This window comes from Blautia schinkii (assembly GCF_013304825.1).
GTDB classification, from domain to species: Bacteria; Bacillota; Clostridia; order Lachnospirales; family Lachnospiraceae; genus Blautia_A; species Blautia_A schinkii_B.
This window is the reverse complement of the sequence record NZ_JAAWUO010000011.1, coordinates 25,032-47,110: the sequence shown is the minus strand read 5'-3', so window position 1 is coordinate 47,110 and position 22,079 is coordinate 25,032. Positions and strand designations below refer to the sequence as shown.

At 41.1% G+C, this 22,079-nt stretch carries 15 protein-coding genes; 14 read left to right on the top strand and 1 reads right to left on the bottom strand.

Translation table 11 applies throughout. From position 1 onward, the window contains the following. Nucleotide 1: 1 nt before the first annotated feature. From HFM85_RS09665 to HFM85_RS09605, 13 genes are all read left to right on the top strand, one after another. Nucleotides 2-880: a PSP1 domain-containing protein gene (locus HFM85_RS09665; protein WP_173738025.1), complete on the top strand. Its 879-nt coding sequence runs from the start codon at nucleotides 2-4 to the stop codon at nucleotides 878-880. Beyond that, a complete protein-coding gene (locus HFM85_RS09660; protein ID WP_173738026.1) occupies nucleotides 870-1,610 on the top strand; it encodes a tRNA1(Val) (adenine(37)-N6)-methyltransferase in 741 nt (246 codons plus the stop codon). Before HFM85_RS09665 ends, HFM85_RS09660 begins: the two co-directional genes overlap by 11 nt. Before the next feature lie 60 nt (nucleotides 1,611-1,670). Next, nucleotides 1,671-2,531, top strand: coding sequence for a 16S rRNA (cytidine(1402)-2'-O)-methyltransferase (rsmI, locus tag HFM85_RS09655; RefSeq protein ID WP_173738027.1), 861 nt, complete (start codon nucleotides 1,671-1,673; stop codon nucleotides 2,529-2,531). A 265-nt stretch (nucleotides 2,532-2,796) separates the two neighbouring features. Continuing rightward, nucleotides 2,797-4,722 carry a DNA topoisomerase (ATP-hydrolyzing) subunit B gene (gyrB, locus tag HFM85_RS09650; RefSeq protein WP_173738028.1) on the top strand — a complete coding sequence of 642 codons (1,926 nt, stop codon included), beginning with the start codon at nucleotides 2,797-2,799 and terminating at the stop codon, nucleotides 4,720-4,722. A gap of 14 nt (nucleotides 4,723-4,736) precedes the next feature. Next, complete coding sequence (gyrA, locus tag HFM85_RS09645; protein ID WP_173738029.1) at nucleotides 4,737-7,277, top strand: DNA gyrase subunit A; 2,541 nt, start codon at nucleotides 4,737-4,739, stop codon at nucleotides 7,275-7,277. Nucleotides 7,278-7,292: 15 nt separating this feature from the next. Next, nucleotides 7,293-7,925 (top strand): hypothetical protein, encoded by a 633-nt coding sequence (locus tag HFM85_RS09640; RefSeq protein WP_243873855.1) that lies wholly within the window; start codon nucleotides 7,293-7,295, stop codon nucleotides 7,923-7,925. Between the two features lie 24 nt (nucleotides 7,926-7,949). Further along, nucleotides 7,950-8,660 (top strand): lysophospholipid acyltransferase family protein, encoded by a 711-nt coding sequence (locus tag HFM85_RS09635; RefSeq protein WP_173738030.1) that lies wholly within the window; start codon nucleotides 7,950-7,952, stop codon nucleotides 8,658-8,660. Between the two features lie 220 nt (nucleotides 8,661-8,880). Next, on the top strand, nucleotides 8,881-10,149 hold the full coding sequence (locus HFM85_RS16430; RefSeq protein ID WP_173738031.1) for a leucine-rich repeat protein: 1,269 nt from the start codon (nucleotides 8,881-8,883) through the stop codon (nucleotides 10,147-10,149). Between the two features lie 27 nt (nucleotides 10,150-10,176). Next, nucleotides 10,177-11,997 carry an O-antigen ligase family protein gene (locus HFM85_RS09625; RefSeq protein WP_173738032.1) on the top strand — a complete coding sequence of 607 codons (1,821 nt, stop codon included), beginning with the start codon at nucleotides 10,177-10,179 and terminating at the stop codon, nucleotides 11,995-11,997. A 95-nt stretch (nucleotides 11,998-12,092) separates the two neighbouring features. Beyond that, nucleotides 12,093-17,630 carry an Ig-like domain-containing protein gene (locus HFM85_RS09620; protein ID WP_173738033.1) on the top strand — a complete coding sequence of 1,846 codons (5,538 nt, stop codon included), beginning with the start codon at nucleotides 12,093-12,095 and terminating at the stop codon, nucleotides 17,628-17,630. A gap of 121 nt (nucleotides 17,631-17,751) precedes the next feature. Further along, on the top strand, nucleotides 17,752-17,910 hold the full coding sequence (locus HFM85_RS09615) for a hypothetical protein (protein WP_173738034.1): 159 nt from the start codon (nucleotides 17,752-17,754) through the stop codon (nucleotides 17,908-17,910). 258 nt (nucleotides 17,911-18,168) lie between these two features. Beyond that, nucleotides 18,169-18,390: a helix-turn-helix domain-containing protein gene (locus HFM85_RS09610; protein WP_173738035.1), complete on the top strand. Its 222-nt coding sequence runs from the start codon at nucleotides 18,169-18,171 to the stop codon at nucleotides 18,388-18,390. Between the two features lie 24 nt (nucleotides 18,391-18,414). Then, on the top strand, nucleotides 18,415-19,518 hold the full coding sequence (locus HFM85_RS09605; RefSeq protein WP_173738036.1) for a restriction endonuclease: 1,104 nt from the start codon (nucleotides 18,415-18,417) through the stop codon (nucleotides 19,516-19,518). 43 nt (nucleotides 19,519-19,561) lie between these two features. Here the strand turns inward: HFM85_RS09605 and yhdJ are convergent, their stop codons facing one another. Then, nucleotides 19,562-20,467: an adenine-specific DNA-methyltransferase gene (yhdJ, locus tag HFM85_RS09600; protein ID WP_173738037.1), complete on the bottom strand. Its 906-nt coding sequence runs from the start codon at nucleotides 20,465-20,467 to the stop codon at nucleotides 19,562-19,564. A 456-nt stretch (nucleotides 20,468-20,923) separates the two neighbouring features. On the opposite strand from yhdJ, the gene HFM85_RS09595 reads away from it, so the two are divergent. Further along, complete coding sequence (locus HFM85_RS09595; protein ID WP_173738038.1) at nucleotides 20,924-22,000, top strand: LacI family DNA-binding transcriptional regulator; 1,077 nt, start codon at nucleotides 20,924-20,926, stop codon at nucleotides 21,998-22,000. Nucleotides 22,001-22,079 lie beyond the last annotated feature (79 nt).

The window sequence follows — 22,079 nt, the reverse complement described above, 5'->3', positions numbered from 1 at the left end:
AATGGAAATGGTAGTTGGAGTAAGATTTCGAAATGTAGGAAAAATATATTATTTTAATCCTAAGGACTACAAGGTTAAGGTAGGCGATCACGTTATCGTGGAGACTGCCAGAGGCGTGGAGTACGGACGTGTTGTTCTGGAACCGCGTGCTGTGAAAGAAGACGAGGTGGTTCATCCGCTGAAAGAGGTTCTTCGTGTTGCAACTAAGGAAGATGAGGAGCATGAGGCTGAGAACCGTCTTAAGGAAAAAGATGCTTTTAAGATCTGCAAGAAGAAGATCCGTGAGCATGGTCTTGAGATGAAGCTTATTGATGCAGAGTATACTTTTGATAATAATAAAGTGCTGTTTTATTTTACAGCTGACGGACGTATTGACTTTCGCCAGCTTGTAAAGGATCTGGCGTCCGTATTTAAGACCAGGATCGAGCTTCGCCAGATCGGTGTACGTGATGAGACCAAAATCCTTGGTGGTATTGGTATCTGCGGAAGGACACTTTGCTGTCATACTTATCTTTCTGAGTTTGCACCGGTTTCTATCAAGATGGCGAAGGAGCAGAATCTTTCCCTGAACCAGACGAAGATCTCCGGTGTATGCGGAAGGCTGATGTGCTGTCTGAAGAATGAGCAGGAGACTTACGAAGAGCTGAACAGGAATCTTCCTGGTATCGGAGATATAGTTATAACACCGCAGGGTATTCAGGGTACAGTTCAGAGCGTGAATGTTCTGCGTCAGATGGTGAAGATCGTGGTTGATGTCAATGATGAGAAGGAGATTCAGGAATATCCGGTTCGAGACCTGAAATTCCGTCCTAAGAAGAAAAAGGGAAAAGGCGGCGACCACGAAGAGAAAAAGGGAGATACAAAACCAAATGAAAAATGATCTGGTTAAGTGCGGTGAGCGGGTGGATGATCTTCAGAATGGTTATTTTGTGATCCAGGATCCGAAGAAATTCTGCTTTGGTATGGATGCTGTGCTGCTTTCCGGTTTTGCCCGGGTGAAGAAGGGAGAGACTGCGCTGGATATGGGAACCGGCACGGGAATCATTCCAATCCTGCTTTCCCAGAGGACTGAAGGGAAGCATTTTACCGGCCTGGAGATTCAGGCAGAGTGTGCTGAGATGGCTGACCGCAGTGTGAAATATAACTGTCTTGAGGACAGAATACAGATCGTTGAAGGTGATATTAAAGAGGCTGCCGGGATTTTTGGGGCAGCTTCTTTTGATGTGGTGACATGCAATCCGCCGTATATGATCGGCCAGCATGGACTGACGAATCCGCATATGCCCAAGGCGATCGCGAGACATGAGATCCTTTGTACTTTTGATGATGTAGCGAATCAGGCTGCAAGAGTTCTGAAAGACAGAGGAAGATTTTATCTGGTGCACAGGCCGTTCCGGCTGGTGGAATTAATGGCTGCACTGACTAAGTATAAGCTGGAGCCTAAGAGGATGCAGCTGGTGTATCCTTATATTGACAAAGAACCAAATATGGTGCTGATCGAAGCCTGCAAAGGCGGAAATTCCAGGATCCAGATTGAACGTCCACTGGTGGTTTATGAGAAGCCCGGGGTTTATACGAAGGATATTCTGGAACTGTATCAGATGGTGTGAGTGCATGGTGGAATAATCCGCCAGTCAGGCAGATGATGAAATAGAAAAAAGAGGAAGATTATGAATAAAACAGGAAAACTCTACTTATGTGCAACTCCGATAGGCAATCTGGAAGATATCACTTTAAGAGTTTTAAGAACACTTAAGGAAGTGGACTTGATCGCTGCGGAGGATACCCGAAACAGTATCAAACTTCTGAACCATTTTGACATAAAAACTCCAATGACAAGCTACCACGAATACAATAAGATCGATAAGGGTCACGTCCTTGTGGAAAAAATGCTCGCGGGTACTGATATCGCTCTGATTACAGATGCCGGTACTCCCGGCATTTCAGACCCTGGTGAAGAGCTGGCAGCTATGTGTTATGAAGCTGGAATCGAAGTAACATCTCTTCCGGGTCCGGCAGCCTGTATCACAGCTCTGACATTATCAGGTCTGCACACCAGAAGGTTCGCTTTCGAAGCTTTTCTTCCGGCAGATAAGAAAGAGAGAAAAATCATCCTGGAGGAGCTTTCCAATGAAACGAGAACTATAATCCTCTATGAAGCTCCTCACAGGCTTGTACGGACGCTTGGCGAGCTCAGGGAGGCACTTGGCAACCGCCGTATGACTCTTTGCAGGGAACTGACAAAAAAACACGAAACAGCGTTTCGTACAACCATTGATGATCTCATTGATTTTTATAAAGATGAGAAGCCGCTGGGAGAGTGTGTTCTTGTGATCGAGGGCAGGAGCCGCAGTGAAATGGAAGCGGAGAAACGTGCTTCCTGGGAAGAGATTTCCATTCCGGAGCATGTGGCCATGTATGAGCAGCAGGGGAATTCCAGAAAAGACGCCATGAAGCTTGCAGCGAAAGACAGAGGTGTTTCCAAGCGGGATATTTATAAGGCGTTGCTGGAGGAAGATTCTGCTGAGTAAAGAACATATTGTGCCTGCACTTTGAAATTGCATTTAATAAGATACTTTTTTGCCTGTATTTCCAGTGATTTTGCGTGGAAATACGGGCTTTTTTGTGCTATAATTACTTAGTATTCGTATGTAAAAAAATATTTATTTTACAGGTATAAATGACAGTTCCGGAGCGAGTTTGAGAATTGCTTTCTGCAAAATGATTCTGCAGAGAGAGGTTCTGCAGAAACGAATTTTCAAACACGCCTGGACAGATAAGAACAGGAGGAATGACATGGGCGCAGAGAATACAGAATACGGCGCGGATCAGATCCAGATTCTGGAGGGACTGGAAGCCGTACGTAAGAGGCCTGGAATGTATATCGGAAGTACCTCCAGCCGTGGACTTCATCATCTCGTATATGAGATCGTGGACAATGCAGTCGATGAAGCACTGGCTGGTTTTTGTACGGAGATCCATGTAGATATCAATCCGGATAACTCCATTACAGTTACAGATAATGGTCGTGGAATTCCGGTAGGTATCAATCACAAGGCAGGTATTCCGGCAGTTGAGGTTGTATTTACTATTCTTCACGCAGGTGGCAAGTTCGGCGGTGGAGGATATAAGGTATCCGGTGGACTTCACGGTGTAGGTGCATCTGTAGTAAATGCACTTTCTGAGTGGCTTGAGGTTACGATCCACCGTGATGGAAAAGAATATAAACAGAGATATGAGCGTGGCAAGACCATGTATCCGCTGAAAGTTACAGGGGATTGTGATCCGAATGCTTCCGGAACAAAGGTGGATTTTCTTCCGGATAAGGAAATCTTTGAAGACACCATTTACGATTACGATATCCTGAAACAGAGGCTTCGTGAGATGGCTTTCCTTACCAAGGGACTTCGTATTGTGCTTGAGGATAAGCGAGAAGGACAGGAGCGGGAAAAGATATTCCACTATGAAGGTGGTATCCGCGAATTCGTAAGCTATCTGAACAGAAGTAAAGAAGCTCTCTATCCTGAGATCATTTACTGTGAGGGAGAGAAGGATGGCGTAGCTGTAGAAGTTGCCATGCAGCACAATGACTCATACACAGAGAACACTTACGGTTTTGTAAATAATATCAATACACCGGAGGGCGGTACACATATCACCGGTTTCCGTAATGCGATCACCAACACATTTAATGACTATGCACGTAAGAACAAGCTTCTTAAGGACAGTGAGCCGAACCTCAGCGGTGATGATATCCGAGAGGGTCTTACAGCAATCATAAGTGTCAAGATCGGAAATCCGCAGTTCGAGGGCCAGACCAAGCAGAAGCTCGGAAACAGCGAAGCCAGAGGTGCAGTAGACAGCGTTGTGAGCAAACAGCTGGAGATTTTCCTGGAGCAGAACCCGACAGTTGCCAAAGCTACCGTTGAGAAATCTGTTCTTGCACAGAGAGCCAGAGAAGCAGCCAGAAAAGCACGTGACCTTACAAGAAGAAAATCTGCACTGGACAGCATGTCTCTTCCGGGAAAACTTGCAGACTGCTCTGACAAGAATCCGGAGAATTGCGAGATCTATATCGTAGAGGGAGATTCCGCGGGCGGTTCCGCCAAGACAGCGAGAAACCGTGCCACACAGGCAATCCTTCCCCTTCGAGGTAAGATCCTGAATGTTGAGAAAGCACGTCTGGATAAGATTTACGGAAACAAAGAGATCAAAGCCATGATCACTGCTTTCGGAACCGGAATTCACGAAGATTTTGATATCTCCAAACTTCGTTATCATAAGATCATCATCATGACTGATGCCGATGTTGACGGTGCGCATATTGCGACACTGCTCCTTACATTCCTGTATCGTTTCATGCCGGAACTGATCAAACAGGGATATGTATATCTTGCTCAGCCGCCACTCTATAAAGTGGAGAAGAACAAGAAAGTATGGTATGCGTACGATGATGATGAACTGAACAATATACTTACCGAGATCGGACGTGACGGAAACAACAAGATACAGCGTTATAAAGGTCTGGGTGAGATGGATGCAGATCAGCTTTGGGAGACTACTATGGATCCTGAGAAGAGAATACTTCTTCGTGTGACCATGGACGAAGCTGCCACATCCGAGATCGATCTGACATTTACCACTCTTATGGGAGACAAGGTAGAGCCAAGACGTGAATTTATCGAAGAAAATGCAAGATTTGTTAAGAACCTTGATATCTAGGAGAATAAAGAAGAATGGAAGATAATATTTTTGACAAAGTCCACGAAGTGGATTTGGAAAAAACTATGAAAGAATCTTACATCGACTATGCCATGAGTGTTATCGCTTCACGAGCTCTGCCTGATGTAAGAGACGGCTTAAAGCCGGTACAGCGCCGAGTGCTGTATTCCATGATCGAGCTGAATAATGGTCCTGACAAGCCCCACAGAAAATGTGCGCGTATTGTCGGTGATACAATGGGTAAATATCATCCGCATGGTGACAGCTCCATCTATGGTGCACTTGTAAATATGGCGCAGGAATGGTCAACAAGATATCCGCTTGTTGACGGACATGGAAACTTCGGTTCTGTAGATGGTGACGGTGCAGCTGCCATGCGATACACAGAGGCACGTCTCAGCAAGATTTCCATGGAGATGCTTGCTGACATTAACAAAGACACTGTTGATTTTCAGCCGAACTTTGATGAGACAGAACGTGAACCGGTTGTACTTCCGGCACGTTTTCCGAATCTGCTTGTAAACGGTACAACAGGTATCGCCGTAGGTATGGCAACCAATATTCCGCCGCATAATCTTCGTGAGACAGTTAATGCCGTTGTAAAAATTATCGACAATATTGTGGAAGAGGACAGAGAGACAGCTATCGAGGAACTTCTTGATATAGTCAAGGGACCGGACTTCCCGACAGGAGCAACTATCCTTGGAACAAGAGGAATCGAGGAAGCATACCGTACAGGACGTGGCAAGATCCGTGTCCGTGCAGTGACAAATATCGAGACTTTACCGAATGGTAAATCACGTATCGTAGTTACAGAGCTTCCGTATCTTGTAAACAAGGCACGTCTGATCGAGAAGATTGCAGATCTTGTCCGGGACAAAAAGATCGATGGAATCACAGACCTGAATGACCATTCCAGCCGTGAAGGGATGCGCATCTGTATTGATCTCCGTAAGGATGCCAATGCCAACGTGGTCCTGAATCTGCTTTATAAACATACACAGCTGCAGGATACTTTTGGTGTGATCATGCTTTCGCTTGTTCCGAATCATGGAAGCATGGAACCAAAGGTTCTGAATCTGAAAGAGATGCTGGAGTATTATCTTGAGCATCAGGAGAACGTAGTTCGCAGAAGGACACAGTATGATCTGAATAAAGCTCAGGAGAGAGCTCATATTTTGGAGGGTCTGCTGAAAGCACTGGATAATATCGATGAGGTAATCCGGATTATCCGTGGTTCCCGCAACGTACAGATCGCGAAACAGGAACTGATCGATCGTTTTGAGCTGACAGATGTTCAGGCTCAGGCAATCGTGGATATGCGTCTCCGTGCACTGACAGGTCTGGAAAGAGAGAAGCTGGAAGCTGAGTATGCAGAGCTTATGGAGAAAATCCGTAAGTTCCAGGCAATCCTTGCTGACCGTAAGCTTCTTCTCCGCGTTATCCGTGAGGAAATCTTGGCTATTGCTGAGAAATACGGCGATGACAGAAAGACTTCCATCGGATACGATGTATATGATATTTCCACAGAGGATCTGATCCCGAGAGAGAATACGGTTATCACAATGACAAAGCTTGGTTATATCAAGCGTATGACTGTAGATAATTTCCGCAGCCAGAACCGCGGCGGCAGAGGAATCAAGGGAATGCAGACTATTGATGATGACTACATCGAAGAGCTTCTGATGACAACAACTCATCATTATCTGATGTTCTTTACCAATACAGGCCGTGTTTACAGACTGAAGGCATATGAGATTCCGGAAGCCGGTCGTACAGCGAGAGGAACAGCGATCATCAATCTTTTGCAGCTTGCCCCGGGTGAGAAGATCACTGCAGTGATCCCTCTTCGTAAGTATGAAGAAGGCCATTATCTGATGATGGCAACCAAGAAGGGTCTTGTAAAGAAAACTCCGATCAAGGATTACGAGAATGTCCGTAAGACAGGTCTTACAGCGATTGTTCTCCGTGATGATGATGAACTGATCGAGGTTAAATCAACAGATAATAATAAAGATATCATTCTTGTTACCAAGGATGGACAGTGTATCCGATTTAAGGAGACCGATGTCCGCAGTACAGGACGTGCATCTATGGGTGTAAGAGGTATGAATCTTGGTGATGGTGATGAAGTTGTTGCAATGCAGCTGAATACACAGGGTGATTATCTTCTGGTAGCATCTGAGAACGGAATGGGTAAACGGACAGCAATGAATGAGTTTATTGTCCAGAACCGTGGCGGTAAAGGTGTGAAATGCTACAAGATCACAGAGAAGACCGGAAATGTAGTTGGTGCAAAGGCTGTTAATGAAGAGAACGAGATCATGATGATCACAACAGAGGGTATCATTATCCGTCTGCAGTGTGCAGATATCTCTATTCTCGGCAGAATTACGTCTGGTGTGAAGATGATCAATCTTACAGATGGCGTAACCGTTGCAAGTATTGCCAAAGTAAGAGATAAAGATCCGGAAGCAGATACAAAGGCTGACAGCGAAGGAACAGACAGTGAAGAGTCCGCAGATGAAACTGCAGCAGGCAGTGAGGAAGAATAAGATCGAGGATGAGTCATGGCGACAACAACAAAGAAAAAACGCAGAAAAAAACCTGTGAAAAAACTGAAATACTCTAATAAAAAACTGAATTTTGTCCATATCGTGACACTGGCAGGAATCATTTTGATCCTGCTGGTGATCATCCTCGCAGCACGGAGCTGCGGCGGCATCAGCCACAGAAATCCTAAAGGAGTTGTGGAAGGATATATAAAGGCTGCTGTTGCAGGTAAGGACAAAAAAATGCAGGAATGCTACAGTGCGGATAAAGTATCGGATGAAGCGAAAACAGAGATATCATCTACGATGAAATATTTCCAGGCTCACGGAGCGAAAGATGTAAATATTGAAAGTTGTGAGACGATTTCTGAGAGCAAGACTTATTCTTATGTGTACATTCGATATAATCTTGTTCTGCAGAATGATCAGGAATATCCGTGCATCAGTACTTATCTTGTGAAGGCTCAGGATAAGAAATATTATCTGTATTCACCGTCAGATATTTCAGATAAGATCAGTCAGCAGGCAGCAGCCGATTATCAGAAATTTATGACAACGAAGACTTATACAGATTATACCAAGGCTTATGAAGTCTTTCTGAAAAAGAATCCGGGTTATGAGGATAAGATCGCATCGAAACTCAACGGATAAGAAACAGGCAGGAGGACATAAGTTATGAAGAGAATTTTGCTGATGGTGTTCAGAAATCTTATTTTTGTTCCTTACTGGTGGATCAGGCTTTGCTGGTATGCATCGCATACAGATGATTATCCGGAAGAGAAGAAGTATGCGTTTCTGAAGCATGTAGATGATTATGCGATCAGGGGCGGCAATATTTATATAGATGTGCATGGTGCGGAGAATATCCCCAGGGAAAACGGATTCATGTTTTTTCCGAATCATCAGGGCTTGTTTGATGTACTTGCGATCATCAAGGCCTGCCCGGTTCCTTTCTCAGTGGTAGCTAAGAAAGAAGTAGCAGACATCCCGTTCCTGAAGCAGGTTTTTGCCTGCATGAAGGCATTCATCATTGACAGAGAAGACCTGAAGCAGTCCATGCAGGTGATCGTCAATGTGATTCGTGAGGTGAAGGCAGGACGGAATTATCTGATTTTCCCGGAAGGAACACGAAGCAGGAACGGAAATCATCCCGGACTATTTAAAGGCGGTAGCTTTAAGACAGCCACCAAGACCAGATGCCCGATCGTTCCTGTGGCATTGATCGATTCCTTTAAAGCTTTTGATACCGGCTCCACTGAACATATCACTGTGCAGGTGCATATCCTTCCTCCTATGTATTATGAGGAATATAAAGATATGCATACGACAGAGATCGCTGAAGAAGTGAAGCGGCGGATCGAGAAAGTGATCGAGGAGAATATCTGAGAAAGTAAATATATAGCAGAGCGGATATCCGCTTTACTGAAAAGACTATCGTAACTGTTGTACAAATGGATACGATGGTCTTTTTTTGTGGAAAAACAGTTTCAGAATTATCTGTAAATAATGAAGATAAAAACGGAATATTCTAAATGCAGCTTGACCGGAATGGTGTGGAACTTTATAATTTTATATATAAATGTGACAGGAAAGAGGGAGGAATTGTATGAAGAAAAAGTATATTGCATGGCTGATGGCAGCGGCTATGACATTGACAGGGAACAGTGCATCAATGGTAATGACATATGCACAAACTGAAAATGCAGCATCAACACAAACAACAGTAAAACTTGTAGAAAAAGGTTCCTGCGGAAGTAATGCTACATACAGACTGTATTCGAACGGGCATTTGAAAATCCAGGGAAAAGGAGAGGTCAGGACTTACGATTTTTCAGAAAAAGCAGCAAAAATAAAAAAAGTAACAGTTGCATCCGGAATCACAGGAATTGGCAGCTATACTTTTAACAGATGTCAAAATCTGAAAAGTGTTTCACTTCCAAAAACTCTGAAAAGTATTGGAAACAGCGTATTTACAGATACAGCGATTACCAGTATACAGCTTCCTTCTGGATTGAAAAGTATAGGTGCGTATGCTTTTTACAGATGTAAGCTTACAAGTCTGAATATACCGGAATCAGTAACAATGATCGATGAATATGCGTTGAGTTACTGTGATAATCTGGCTTTTGTCAGTGTTACGGGGAGTGTGAAAGAGATACCGGAATCCTTATTCGAGGGCGATAAAAAATTAAAAAAAGTTACTTTGAAACAGGGAGTTAAAAAAATTGGAAGAAATGCTTTTTGTGGCAGCGGACTGACGAGTATGACATTTCCGGAAAGTCTGACAGACATTGAATCACAGGCTTTTTCACTCTGCCCGAATCTTGCGAAGGTGACATTTCCAGGTAAACTTACAGAAATAGGGTCCAGTGCATTTTATGCCTGCAGAAAGCTTTCAGCTGTTACGATACCAACCAGTGTGAAGCGGATTGGAACAGAAGCTTTTAATGACTGCCGGGCCATGAAAAAGATCATATTTCTCAACGGAAAGACAATATTGGATGGAAAGCCGATGGGCTATAATTGGGAAAATGAAAAAAACAGAGCTCTTGTCATAGTAGGAAAAAACGGTTCTACAGCACAGACTTATGCGAAGAAAAACGGACTCAAATTTCAGGGCAGTGTAGCTCTGATAAAAACAACGAAACTTACCGGCGTTCCGAAGACAAAGATTTTATCCAGAGGAAAAACCTTCACCATCAAGGCAACAGCATCGCCGAAGAATACAGATGAAAAGATCACCTACAAATCTTCCAACACAAAAATCGCAACAGTAACATCCAAAGGTGTTGTAAAAGGCCTTCGAAAAGGAAAAGCAACCATCACAGTTCAGAGCGGATCAAAGAAAATGAGCTGCAAAGTAACAGTAAAATAGACAGAAAAGACAAAGGCATAAAATACTATGAAAAAAACTGAAAAAAGAATCCGGGCGGATCTGCTGCCCGGGATTCTTACAATGATCCTTTTGCCGCTGGTGGCGAAGGGACAGAAAACAGAAGTAGATCTGGGAAAATATTCCTGGTTCCCGGACGGAAGTTTTCAGTATGATTTCTTTATGTACTGGAAAAGCATCGTTTTTCTGATCCTGGTGGCAGCAATGCTGCTGGTTCTCATAGATCGAAGTCTGCTCAGGGGGATCCGGATCAAAAACTGGAAATATTTTATTCCATTATATGTATACGCGGGGTTTACAATTCTTTCCACGATTTTGTCTGCTGACAAAGCATTATCGTTGAAAGGAATGTGGCAGCAGTATGAATCTGTATGGGTACTTCTGGGATATCTGGTGACAGTTTTCTACTGTGTTCAGGTGACAGAATCAGAAGAAGATGTGAAAAAAATACTTTGGGCACTGGCCGCAGGAACTGTAGCTCCGGTAGTTATCGGTCTTACACAGATGGCAGGAAAAGATTTCTTTTATACATCGGCCGGCAAAGGCATCCTTTCAGCAGGGCTGGATTCCGCAGCAAAGGACGCCATGAGTTATCTGTATTCCGGAAGTGGAAATTCCACTGTATATATGGCATCCTATACGCCGAATTATGCAGGTGTCTATCTGGTGATGGCTTTGCCGGTGGTTGTGATCCTGACTATAACAGCAGCCGGTAAAGCTGGCAGGATTTTTGGTGGCAGCCTCAGCATTATTCTATGTATTTGTTTATACGGAACCGGTTCAAGAACCGGACTGGCAGTTGGATGTATTCTTGCGATATTGGCAGTATATTTCCGGCAGTCACAGAGTGGCAGACAGAGAGGCACGCAGACAGGTACGGGCAGTAAGAACGGAAAAAAAAGATGGGCGTATACGGGAATCGCTGTTCTTTTGTTTGTTGTTCTGTTCGTTGGATATGATCTGGCCGGCAGTCACAGACTCATAAATGGAATCAGAGAAAGTTTACATAAGAATACATACGATATGCAGGAAATCCAGCCGGGTGAGAATGGAATCACAGTGAAATATAAAGGCAATACCCTGGAACTGATGCCGGAAACAACAGAAATAGGGCAGATGCTTAATGCTGTTTCCAATAAAAAAGACAAGCTCACGGCAATCTGGGACACAGACAGCCAGTGTTTCCGGTTCAGAGATACTGTTTATGAAGATCTTGCTTTTGACACTTACAGTCAGGATCAGATTTCTTATATTATGGTCAGTCAGGGAGATATCACTTGGAACTTCTTTAAGGAACCAGGTGGGGAAAAATATTTCTACCTGAACCAGTATGGAAAATCTGATGAGATCCGGAATGCAGCAGCAGTTCTGAAAGGATATGAGAGAGCTTTTTCCGGGCGAGGCTATATCTGGGGAAGAACGATTCCGCTGATCGCGAAGCATCTGTTATGGGGAAGCGGTCCGGATACGTTCGCGGCAGAATTTCCTCAGACGGATTATGTGATGAAAGCAAATACGAGCCTCAGTATGTACCAGCAGCTTCCGACCAGAGCCCACGATATGTATCTGCAGTCAGCATTGCAGACAGGTGTGATATCTACTATCTGTCTGATAATATTCTGGCTGCGGTATGTGATATCTTTTGTAAAAAGATTTCGGAAGAGTACAAGAGATAAGGTCAGCTTCTGGGAACTGGGGATATTCTTAAGTGTTACAGGATTTTTATTAATGGGAATAATGAATGATTCCAACCTTGCGGCGGCACCGGTATTCTGGTGCCTTCTGGGAACAGGGATCGCAATGGAAACCTTTCACGGCCGTGCGCTGTGAGAGGTTTTTTTGTTTTTTTATGAATTTAATGTGGCAGAATATAATGCTAAATAGTATAATTAGACTAAAAATACAACTTATAAGGAGGAAGATGTATGAAAAGAAAAAGACTGGCATTGCTGTTGGCAGCTGCATTGACAGTTACCAGTGTGGATGGAACGGCTTTTGCAGTAAGCGGTGCGGATTTTTCATCAGAACCTGTGCTGGATGAGGCAGAGGCACAGCCAGAGGAAGCTGCGGCAGAACCAGCGGAGGAGAATGTGGAAGAAGAATCTTTTGCAGATGAAGCTTCTCTCACAGATGAAACAGCAGAAGCAGAGACAGAAACGGAAAGCACAGAGGAATCACAGGAACTTACTCAGCCGGAGGAGGAACTGACACAGGAGCCTGTTGAAACCGTGGAACCGGAAGAAGCTGAAGCAGAGGAAGAGCTTCCGTTCAGTGCCGGGGATGATGAGGATTTTGAGGACGAGGAGACTTCATCTATTATTCCGGAAACTGTACAGGAACTGGAATTGGATCAGAGCTATGATGTGGATATTGAGGAAGCGGATCAGTGGGAATGGTTTTCATTTACTGCGGCTGAGGATGGAAACTATAGTTTCAGTTCGGAAGATTCTGATGATGGAGATCCTATTGTATATGGATATGATACCAAAGCTGTGGGAAGCGAATGGGACTATACATTTTCAGATGATGACGGTGGCATAGGGTGTAATTTCAAGCTTATCTTTAAGGCAGAAAAAGGAAAAACCTACTACTTCCGTGTAGGACAGCAAGGCAGTCAGACAGGTTATTTTTCAGTAAACATGAAAAAACTTGTAACCCCTTCTTCTGTACAGCTGAATACTGAGAATATCGTAAATCAGGAAATTATCGCCGGATTAGATTACGGACAGCTGTATGGATTGGAAGTAACTCTGCAGTATGATAATGAAAAACCTTCAGATACGATAACATTTAAAAATGACTACATTATAGATGATGCTTACGGAAACCGCATAAGCTACAGATTTGAGTCAGAAAACGGTGCTGATATATATAATGCAGGTTCAACTTTAAATGCGGGAACCTACAATATTGTAATTTTATGTAATGATGAGCCAGTTGCTACAGAAAGCACCTATAAAGTAAAAGCTGTGGAGCCTGGTGAGCTTCAGGAACTTCATATTGGCAGTGATAACGCAGTTAAAAGTAATACGATCAAATACAGCTGGTATAAGTTTGTAGCTCCTGAAACAGCTACATATGTAATCTCTCCGGTAGAGACCTGTAATATATTTAAAGAAACCCAGGAAGGACCAGAGTATATAGAATATGATGTTAGTAATTCAAAATGCGTGGTTTCATTGGAAAAAGGGACTGCATATTATATTGGATTACAGGGAGAAATCTGGTCAGACGACGAAGATGATTATGTAAATCAGTGGAACCTTACAGTGGAAGAACGGCAGGAAGTTTCTTCTGTTGCATTTTCTGAGGAATCTATGACTTATATAAAAGGTCTGGATAATGTTAATATGTACAGACAACCAGGAAGCCTTACCGTTAATTATAAAAACGGACAGAGCGAGCAGGTAAAAGTATATCTTGGACAAAGTGCATATGACCGTTATGGAAACCGGATCACTCCAAAGGTTACAGACAGTAATGGAAGCGAGATTACAGAATGGTATGATGATGATGGTGTTGCAATCGAATTGCCGGAAGGTTCCTACAAACTGACATATATCTGTGATAAGGTAACCAGTGCTGAAATTCCATTTACTGTACAGAAACCGGATTTTAACAGTTATGCTAAAATTACAGAAGGCGAAAATCATATTAAAGTTGCTGTATCTGGAAAGAGTTCTCCAACCTGGTATGCTTTCGAAGTAGAAAAAACAGGCAGGTATCAGTTTAAAATTCAGGAACAGGATGGAGTAGACAGAGATCTGAACTGGAAGAAGCTTAACGAAAACGGAGATCTTGAGGATTATTCACCAGACTGGGATGATTCTTACAGAAAAGTGGAAGCAGGAAAATATTTAATTTCCTGGGAGATATGGGAAGAGGATGCAAATGCCAGCGAAGATGCAACAGTTCTTGTTAAGAGAGTACCGGAGATTAGTTCTGTAAAAATAAAATCCTACAGCCCGACAGATCTGACTTTCATAGAAAGAGTACAGAGACCATGGCTTGATGATCTGACAGCGGAAGTTACATATGATGATGGAACTACCCGTGAACTGGATGCGGAAAATAACGATGATGAATATGGCAGATGGATGTCTTACGATCTTTTCAAAGCAAAAGATGCCAGCGGTTATTATGAGTCTGTAGATGATTATGAAAATCTTCCGGCAGGTGACTATGTATTCAGAGTAAACTTTGGCGGTGTTTACGCAGAAGACATCCCTGTAAAAGTTGTTTCTCTTGATGAATCTGTGAAACAGGAAGTTACAACAGGAACAACGGAAGTCAAGAATCAGGATAAGCTTGTCCTGAAATATAAAGCTCCTGCAGATGGACGTTATGAGCTTGAGACGAATGTTCCGATATCCACGATCAAGTTCCGCACTGCTAAAGATAGAGGCCCGACTGATTGTGTGCTGGAGAATTACAGAGCATATGCAGACTTTAAGAAAGACACAGAATATTATCTTTATGTAGATGCAGATGAATATTGTCCGGAACTGAAAATAACAGTTTCTTCCGTAACAAGACCGGCTGAAATGGAGACAACTGCATTAAAGAAAAACTATATTGCAGGTGTGGAATACTTTAAAGAAGAGAACATGCAGACAACCGTAGGATTCGGGGAAAACAAATCCAGAACTGTAAAAGGTTCCGATCTTGTAAACGGATATTATCTCCACTACCAGGTAAAAGACAGTGAAGGTAAGGAGCATTCTTATTATGAACCTCTGACAGTAGGTGAATGGACAGTTACACCTTATCTCAGTGCAAGTATCCAGACAGGAAGTGCCATTGCTGTAGAAATGTCCAAGCTTCCTGTTAAATCCGATACGATCACCGCTAAGAAACTGGAAATGGACAAGCTTCCATCCCTGGAAAAAGATGTCTGGAAACAGTTTGAGAATACAGGATATTCCGACAGATATTATTCATTCACAGCTCCGGAAGACGGAAAATATGTATTTGAATGCAGTAATGAGCAGGAAAGATACAACAGAGGAGTTGGAGTATTCTATTCAGACGGTGAAAAAGGATACAAAGATGAAGGCTACAGCATTAATCTGAAAAAAGGCGAAACATGCCTTGCTGTTATTTATACCAGCGCAGAGTGTAAACTCAGAGTTGTAAATACAGCAGCAACAGAAACTCCGGAAGAAGTAAGCAGTATTGCACTTACTGACGGACTGAGAAAAGCCATCACTTACACAGGCAAAGATATTCCTTGTACTTTCACTCCGGAAGAGGATGGATATTATACAATGGAGTCCGAATCTCTGGATGGATCATATTTGGACACTTATGTTGATCTGATGTGTGACGGAGATAAGATCGGAGAAAATGATGAGGATGCAGGAAATGGAAACTTCTGCCTTATAAAGAAGCTTGAAAAGGGCAAAGAATATACATACCTGCCAAGAACTTATAACGAAGATACAGGTTCCTTTATCATTTCTTTCCATAAGACAAATATTGTTCCGATTAAGAACATTGAGATCGTACCAAGAGAAGGCGTAGATATCTCTGCTCTTACAGTTATAGACAATATCAGAAGTTACTATGATGTTAAAATAACTTATGAGAATGGAACTACGGAAATAACAAACTGGTGGAATCGAAAAGATGCTTATGGAAATGCCATTGATAAAGATATTAATATTCCGGAACAGACAGGAACTGAAAAAGAAGTTACTTATACAGTAACCGTAAAATATACGAATCTTGGATCAGATGACGAGAAAGAAAAGAAAGAAAATATTACTGTAAAAGGAATTCCATCACTGGAAGAACTTAAAGAAGCAAATGATTATAAAATAACCACTTTCGATCGCCAATATTATCGTTTTACACCTTCATCAGAAGGACAGTACATAATATCTCTGAAACAGGAAGATAATGATTATAATAATGTAAATGTCTGGACTTACGGAAAGCTGTACGATAATCAATGGGAAACCTGCATTGTAGAGAAGGCTTATGAAGGTGAGAACAATTATTCTGTTCAGCTGGAAGCAGGTAGAGAATATCTTGTGTCTGCATTGGGTGAAGTTAATGATCCCGAGGCAAGCTTCCAGATCAGGAAGGTAAAGAAAACATTAAAAGGTCTGGAACTGGTGAAGGCACCGGAACAGGTAAAATGCCTTCCAAATGATGTAAATGCTGTTTCCTATAAAGGACTTCAGGTAAAAGCACTCTACACAGACGGAAGCACAGAAACTATTACATATGGAAATGCAGATTCCTCCGGAAGATATATTTATCAGGGAACTGTGAAATGGCTGGACGATGGAACTGGCATAGCATATGCGAACCTTGGAAAATATCAGGTAAGTTTCCCGCTGAAAGCAGATTCCTGGAGTAATGTTCCGGAACTGAAACGCGATAAAGCTACAACTGTAAAAGCTGTTCGCGGTGATATGGTAACACTGAAATTTGTTCCTGAAAAAACAGATAATTATCGGTTTACTGTAGATGGCGGTTATGTAGTAGAAGGGGTTGTCGGCGAAGATCCGGATGACAGCTGCAACAATCCAGGCAACTGCAATTTGAAAGAAGGCAAGATTTATTACATCCATGTACATGCTTATAAAGAAAATCCTTCTGTAACAGTTGTATATGCAGACTGTATCTGGGACGTAACATCCGATACAAAAGCAACCTGTACAAAAGAAGGAAAGAAGGTTGAGACCTGCCGTAAACACGGAGATACAAGAGTGACAGTTACACCGGCACTTGGCCACAAGTGGAACAGTGGTGTGATTACAAAGAAAGCAACCTGTACTGCAGACGGAGTGAAGACTTACACCTGCAGCAACTGCGGTGAAAAGAAAACAGAAGCTATTGCAAAAACAGGACATAAGTTCAGCAGCTGGAAGAAGATCTCTGATGCAACTGTATTTGCTAAACAGAAACAGAAGAGAACCTGTTCTGTCTGCAAGAAGCCAGACTACAGATATGTTGGAAGTAAGGTGAAAGCAACTATCAAGCTGAACTTAACATCCATCACTTTGCAGCAGAAACAGAGCACAAAAGCAGTCAAAGTAACTATGGCGAAAGGTGACTCCGTGAAATCCTGGACTTCCAGCAACAAGAAGATCGCAACAGTCGATAAGAAAGGAACGATCAAAGCTGTAAAGAAAGGAACTGCAAAGATCACAGTAACACTGAAGAGTGGAAAGAAAGCAACAGTAACAGTTAAAGTACAGACTTCCAAAGTTGCGACATCCAAGATCACAGGCCTGAAATCAAAAGTAACTGTGAAGAAAGGCAAGACTCTGACCCTGAAACCAGTCCTCAGCCCGATCACAAGCAAGGATAAGATCACTTACAAAACATCCAATAAATCCGTTGCAACAGTAAGCAGCAAGGGTGTTATCACAGGCAAGAAAAAAGGAACTGCAAAGATCACTGTGAAAGCAGGAAAGAAATCTTATGTAGTAACAGTAACCGTAAAATAATCAATAAAAAACAGACCGGATTACCATTGGGTGATCCGGCCTGTTTTTTTTGTCTAATTTTAGTTCTGTACTGGCAAAAAATGTATTGTTTTGGTACAATTTATATAAAATCAGAGGGAAAATGTGGACTTTGCATGTTATGGCGGGAGGAAGCTCCAACAACAAGATCGCAACCGTAACCAGCACAGGAAAGATCACAGCAAAGAAAGCCGGAACCTGTAAGATCTATGTGAAAGGAAACGGAATCACGAAAGTTGTTACAGTAACAGTAAAAAAATGATTCCCGGATCTGCAAACCAAGAATTTCAAAAATAAAATACTGAATACCGACCAGGGGGCTGTTCAAACGAACAGCCCCCTGCAGCTTTTGCAGAATAGAACTTTTTGATTATAATACTCTCATTTAATAATTTTTATATGGGTTCATATCTATTCTGGTGAGAATAGGTTCAATGTATTTGGAAATATTTAGTTGTTACTTATAATCCGTTGCCTTAAAAGTCACATAAATATATCATTATTTCGAGGTGAGATCTTTATGAACTTGCAAACAAATTTAGGTATTGCTATTAAAGAATTCAGAAATAATCTGGGGCTGAGCCAAGAAAAATTTGCGCTTTCAATTGAGATGGACAGAACATATTTGGCATCTGTAGAAGCAGGAAAAAGAAATCTTTCTCTGGCCAACATTGAGAAAATTGCCAGAGGATTAAATACCAATGTTTCAGAGCTCTTTGCAAAAGCAGAATCGTATAATTGATAAAAGACTAAAGGGGCATACGTTATGAATGATTTTATCATGGATATTATTTCCATACATTGTAATAATGATAGAATGCAGGCAGCAAGAGTATATCAATATGCTTATTTATTGCAGTATCTTGATAAGAAAACTCAATCAGTAGATAAATCTTCAAAAGCAAGGGGATCATTTGCAAATCTATATGCCATTTATGTTCTTGTTGAAGATTACATAAAGAATGGATATTTGAATTCATCAAAAAGATACTCTGAATATCCAGGTATGATGTTTACTGACGCACTTGCCCGTACAAGGGAACTTCCATTTGGTGAGAAGCTTCAAAATCATGCTTTGAATAATAGATGTAATGATGAATTCAAAAAATTTTTTATGTCAGAAACTGCAGAGATTCCTATTAGACGGAATTTAGATACTAGAAGATATTGGATTAATGAAAAGCTGCTTGAAGTCCAAATATCGCCTGCAGATATAGTAAATATTGCTCCACTGTGTATTGAGATAATTAATAAATATGTTGAGCTGAAAATGAAAAGATTTTCATGTTTCTTTAATGATTTAAATGACTTGAAATTGACTGTTTCTACTAATCCGCAGAAATCTGTCAGCTTTATATCAGAAACACTGAATCCAAATTCGGATGCTCGTATTTTTGAAATTGTATCCTATGTAATCATAAAGTATCATTTCATTGATCAAACGATAAAATACACATTAAATGGAATAACCCAAGAAGTACCCTTAACAGTATTTAAAGTTGGAAGGACAAATGCTAATGATGGCGGTATCGATTATATAATGAAACCTTTAGGAAGAGTTTTTCAAGTAACGGAAGTATTGGATTTCAATAAGTATTTCTTGGACATAGATAAATTGATTCATTATCCGATTACCTTTGTTATAAAGCAGGATATCACTCCTGAAGAAGCTTTAAGACGAATTAAACAAGTGGCTCTTGAGAAGTATTCAGATATCAATGTATTAAATCAATATCTCTCTTGTTTTGAGGAAGTAATTACTATTCCTACTCTCAAAGCAATGCTCGAATTAAATATATCTAAAGGATATCTGCCTAATATGATAGATGAATTAATCACACAATGTAAAGTTGAATATAATATTGAATGAAAAAAATTAGCCTCGTTCCGATATGTGGTTCGAGGCTAAGGCTTTATATATCAAAAAGTGACAATTGAATATTGTTATTCTTAATATGGCTTTTCTTTGAGGTATTGTTTGTCTTTCTGCTTTTGTCCTTTTGCAGAATTTCTCCTTTATAAGTCTTTGAAATTCCAGTTCTGCGAATACCTATTTTGAAATACTCTTTATTTATATCCATACTGATTGCTCTTCTTCCAAGTTTGACAGCTACACCTGCTGTTGAGAAGCTGCCGCCAAATGGATCCAATACAATTTCATCAGGATTACTTGATGCCTGGATGATTCTTTGCAATAACATTTCTGGTTTTTGAGAAGGATGATTTTCATATTCATCCATCTTGAATCTCACTCTAGGAAATTCCCAAACATTACCTGGCACTTTTTTTGTATTATATGGCTGAGGTGGATTTTTACGATAGTCTATTAATCCTCTCTTGGCACCGGTCTTTGCTTCAATCAGGATATCTTGATAATTAAATGTATATTTAGCTTTATCAGTTTTGGTAGCCATAAGAATAGGTTCATATAAAGAACCAAATTTCTTTTTTGATTGAACACCGGAACTATCATATGCCCATACAATATCATTCACAATATTATAGTGTTCTTGCAGATAGATTGAAATATATGGAATATTTTGGGTTGAATTCATCAGATAAAAAGTTCCATTATCTTTTAATACTCTAAAACATTCATCAATCCAAGTATAACACCACTCCAAGTATTTTTGTCTATCCTTCCAGGAATCGCTGTCATTGCCAAAATCTTTACCGAGATTGTATGGGGGATCAGCAAAAATCAAATCTACTGAATCTGCTTCCATCTTTTTTAATGATTCAATACAATCATTGTAAATAACCAACGAATTATCTGATTCAAGATATTCAAAATCTATATCATGAAATAATTCAATCATAGCTTCCTCCTCTAATCTGTTGAGCTTCTTCCGCTTTTAAGCCATTCCTCCAATTCAGATTTCTTAAACTTCCATAATCTGCTAATGTTTTATGAGCAGGAATAACGGTTTTTTATTCAATTCTGAATGGCATCTTAAACATTTAGCAGTAGCTTCAATACCAATATCATTATCTTAAATATTCATAAAAGCAATTCTACTTGAATGATAATAACGCATATGTTCTATGATTTCAATGTATTTTCACATGCCCGGTTAAAGTTCAGGCAAGTAAAGTAACAGTAACAATATATAAGATTACCTGGACAAGATAGTAAACAGAATAAAGGACAGTGAAACGTTTTCACAAAATAACATTGACATTTTATATGATACTCATTATCATATAAAACATATTTATTTACTATGAAATAAGGAGAAAGCAAGCAGGAAAATTTTTTCGGGGAGGAATGGAACATGTCGATCAAGAAAATAGCAGAGAAAGCAGGGGTTTCGCCTGCTACGGTGTCCAGAGTTCTGAATAATCCCAATTATAAGTGTTCCGTTTCAGGGCTTCGGGATAAGATCTGGAAAACAGCCATTGAGATGAATTACGTGCCAAATGAGGCTGCCAGGAATCTGAAGCGGGGCGTTTCTGCAAAGCAGGAGAAAACATGGTATATCAATATTCTGATGACAAGAACCGATTCCTCACAGACAGATCCTTTTTTTTCGGAGCTGCTGCGGGTAATTGAGAGTGAAATCCATGATAAGAACTGTATTCTTTCAAAAGTGTGGTATATGTCGGTGTTCTCTGATGACCGTAAGTGCCGCAGAGAAAATCTGGATCGCCTGATTGACGAAATGTATGGTGAAGTGGAGGGGAAGAGGGACGGTCTGATTATTATCGGAAGATGTAATAAGGAAGCTTTAAAGAAGCTGAATAAAAGATATAAAAGTGTAGTTTCGGTGAACCGCAATTCTACGAATTATGAGGTGGATGAAGTTCTATGTGATGGAAAAAAGATTGCATCAGCAGCAGTTGAATATCTTATATCGCTTGGACATAAGAATATCGGATATGTCGGACAGTGCCACAGCGAAGACCGCTACAATGGATACCTGGAGACTTTGAAACAGCATAATCTGGATGTGATCCCGGAGTATGTGATCGAGACGAAACAGACTGAAGCCGAGGGCTATGAGGCTATGGAAAAATTTCTCCAGTCTGATGATATGCCTACAGGAATTTACTGTGCCAATGATATTTCGGCTATTGGAATGCTGAAGTGTTTAAATAAATTTCGGAACCGATATTATATGCCTTCTATTATATCAAGTGATGATATCCAGGAAGCACAGTTTACAAAGCCGATGCTCACAACAGTAAGTTTACCGAAAGAGGATATGGGAAAATTTGCTTTGTATCTGCTGCTGGACAGGCTGAAGGGCGAACATTCCGGCGTGGTTCGGATGGAGCTGGAAGGCAGACTGGTAATCCGAAACAGCTGCAGCAGTGTGGAAGACAGTATGTGGAGCGATTATTGCATCTGATAAATTATGTGAAAACGTTTTCAGATATTCCTATTTAAATAATAGGAATAATATGGTTTAATGTATTCAATTCAAATAA

Coding starts and splice junctions, on each gene's coding strand:
- HFM85_RS09665 (WP_173738025.1), top strand. CDS start 2: ATGGAAATGGTAGTTGGAGTAAGATTTCGAAATGTAGGAAAAATATAT.
- HFM85_RS09660 (WP_173738026.1), top strand. CDS start 870: ATGAAAAATGATCTGGTTAAGTGCGGTGAGCGGGTGGATGATCTTCAG.
- rsmI (WP_173738027.1), top strand. CDS start 1,671: ATGAATAAAACAGGAAAACTCTACTTATGTGCAACTCCGATAGGCAAT.
- gyrB (WP_173738028.1), top strand. CDS start 2,797: ATGGGCGCAGAGAATACAGAATACGGCGCGGATCAGATCCAGATTCTG.
- gyrA (WP_173738029.1), top strand. CDS start 4,737: ATGGAAGATAATATTTTTGACAAAGTCCACGAAGTGGATTTGGAAAAA.
- HFM85_RS09640 (WP_243873855.1), top strand. CDS start 7,293: ATGGCGACAACAACAAAGAAAAAACGCAGAAAAAAACCTGTGAAAAAA.
- HFM85_RS09635 (WP_173738030.1), top strand. CDS start 7,950: ATGAAGAGAATTTTGCTGATGGTGTTCAGAAATCTTATTTTTGTTCCT.
- HFM85_RS16430 (WP_173738031.1), top strand. CDS start 8,881: ATGAAGAAAAAGTATATTGCATGGCTGATGGCAGCGGCTATGACATTG.
- HFM85_RS09625 (WP_173738032.1), top strand. CDS start 10,177: ATGAAAAAAACTGAAAAAAGAATCCGGGCGGATCTGCTGCCCGGGATT.
- HFM85_RS09620 (WP_173738033.1), top strand. CDS start 12,093: ATGAAAAGAAAAAGACTGGCATTGCTGTTGGCAGCTGCATTGACAGTT.
- HFM85_RS09615 (WP_173738034.1), top strand. CDS start 17,752: ATGTGGACTTTGCATGTTATGGCGGGAGGAAGCTCCAACAACAAGATC.
- HFM85_RS09610 (WP_173738035.1), top strand. CDS start 18,169: ATGAACTTGCAAACAAATTTAGGTATTGCTATTAAAGAATTCAGAAAT.
- HFM85_RS09605 (WP_173738036.1), top strand. CDS start 18,415: ATGAATGATTTTATCATGGATATTATTTCCATACATTGTAATAATGAT.
- yhdJ (WP_173738037.1), bottom strand. CDS start 20,467: ATGATTGAATTATTTCATGATATAGATTTTGAATATCTTGAATCAGAT.
- HFM85_RS09595 (WP_173738038.1), top strand. CDS start 20,924: ATGTCGATCAAGAAAATAGCAGAGAAAGCAGGGGTTTCGCCTGCTACG.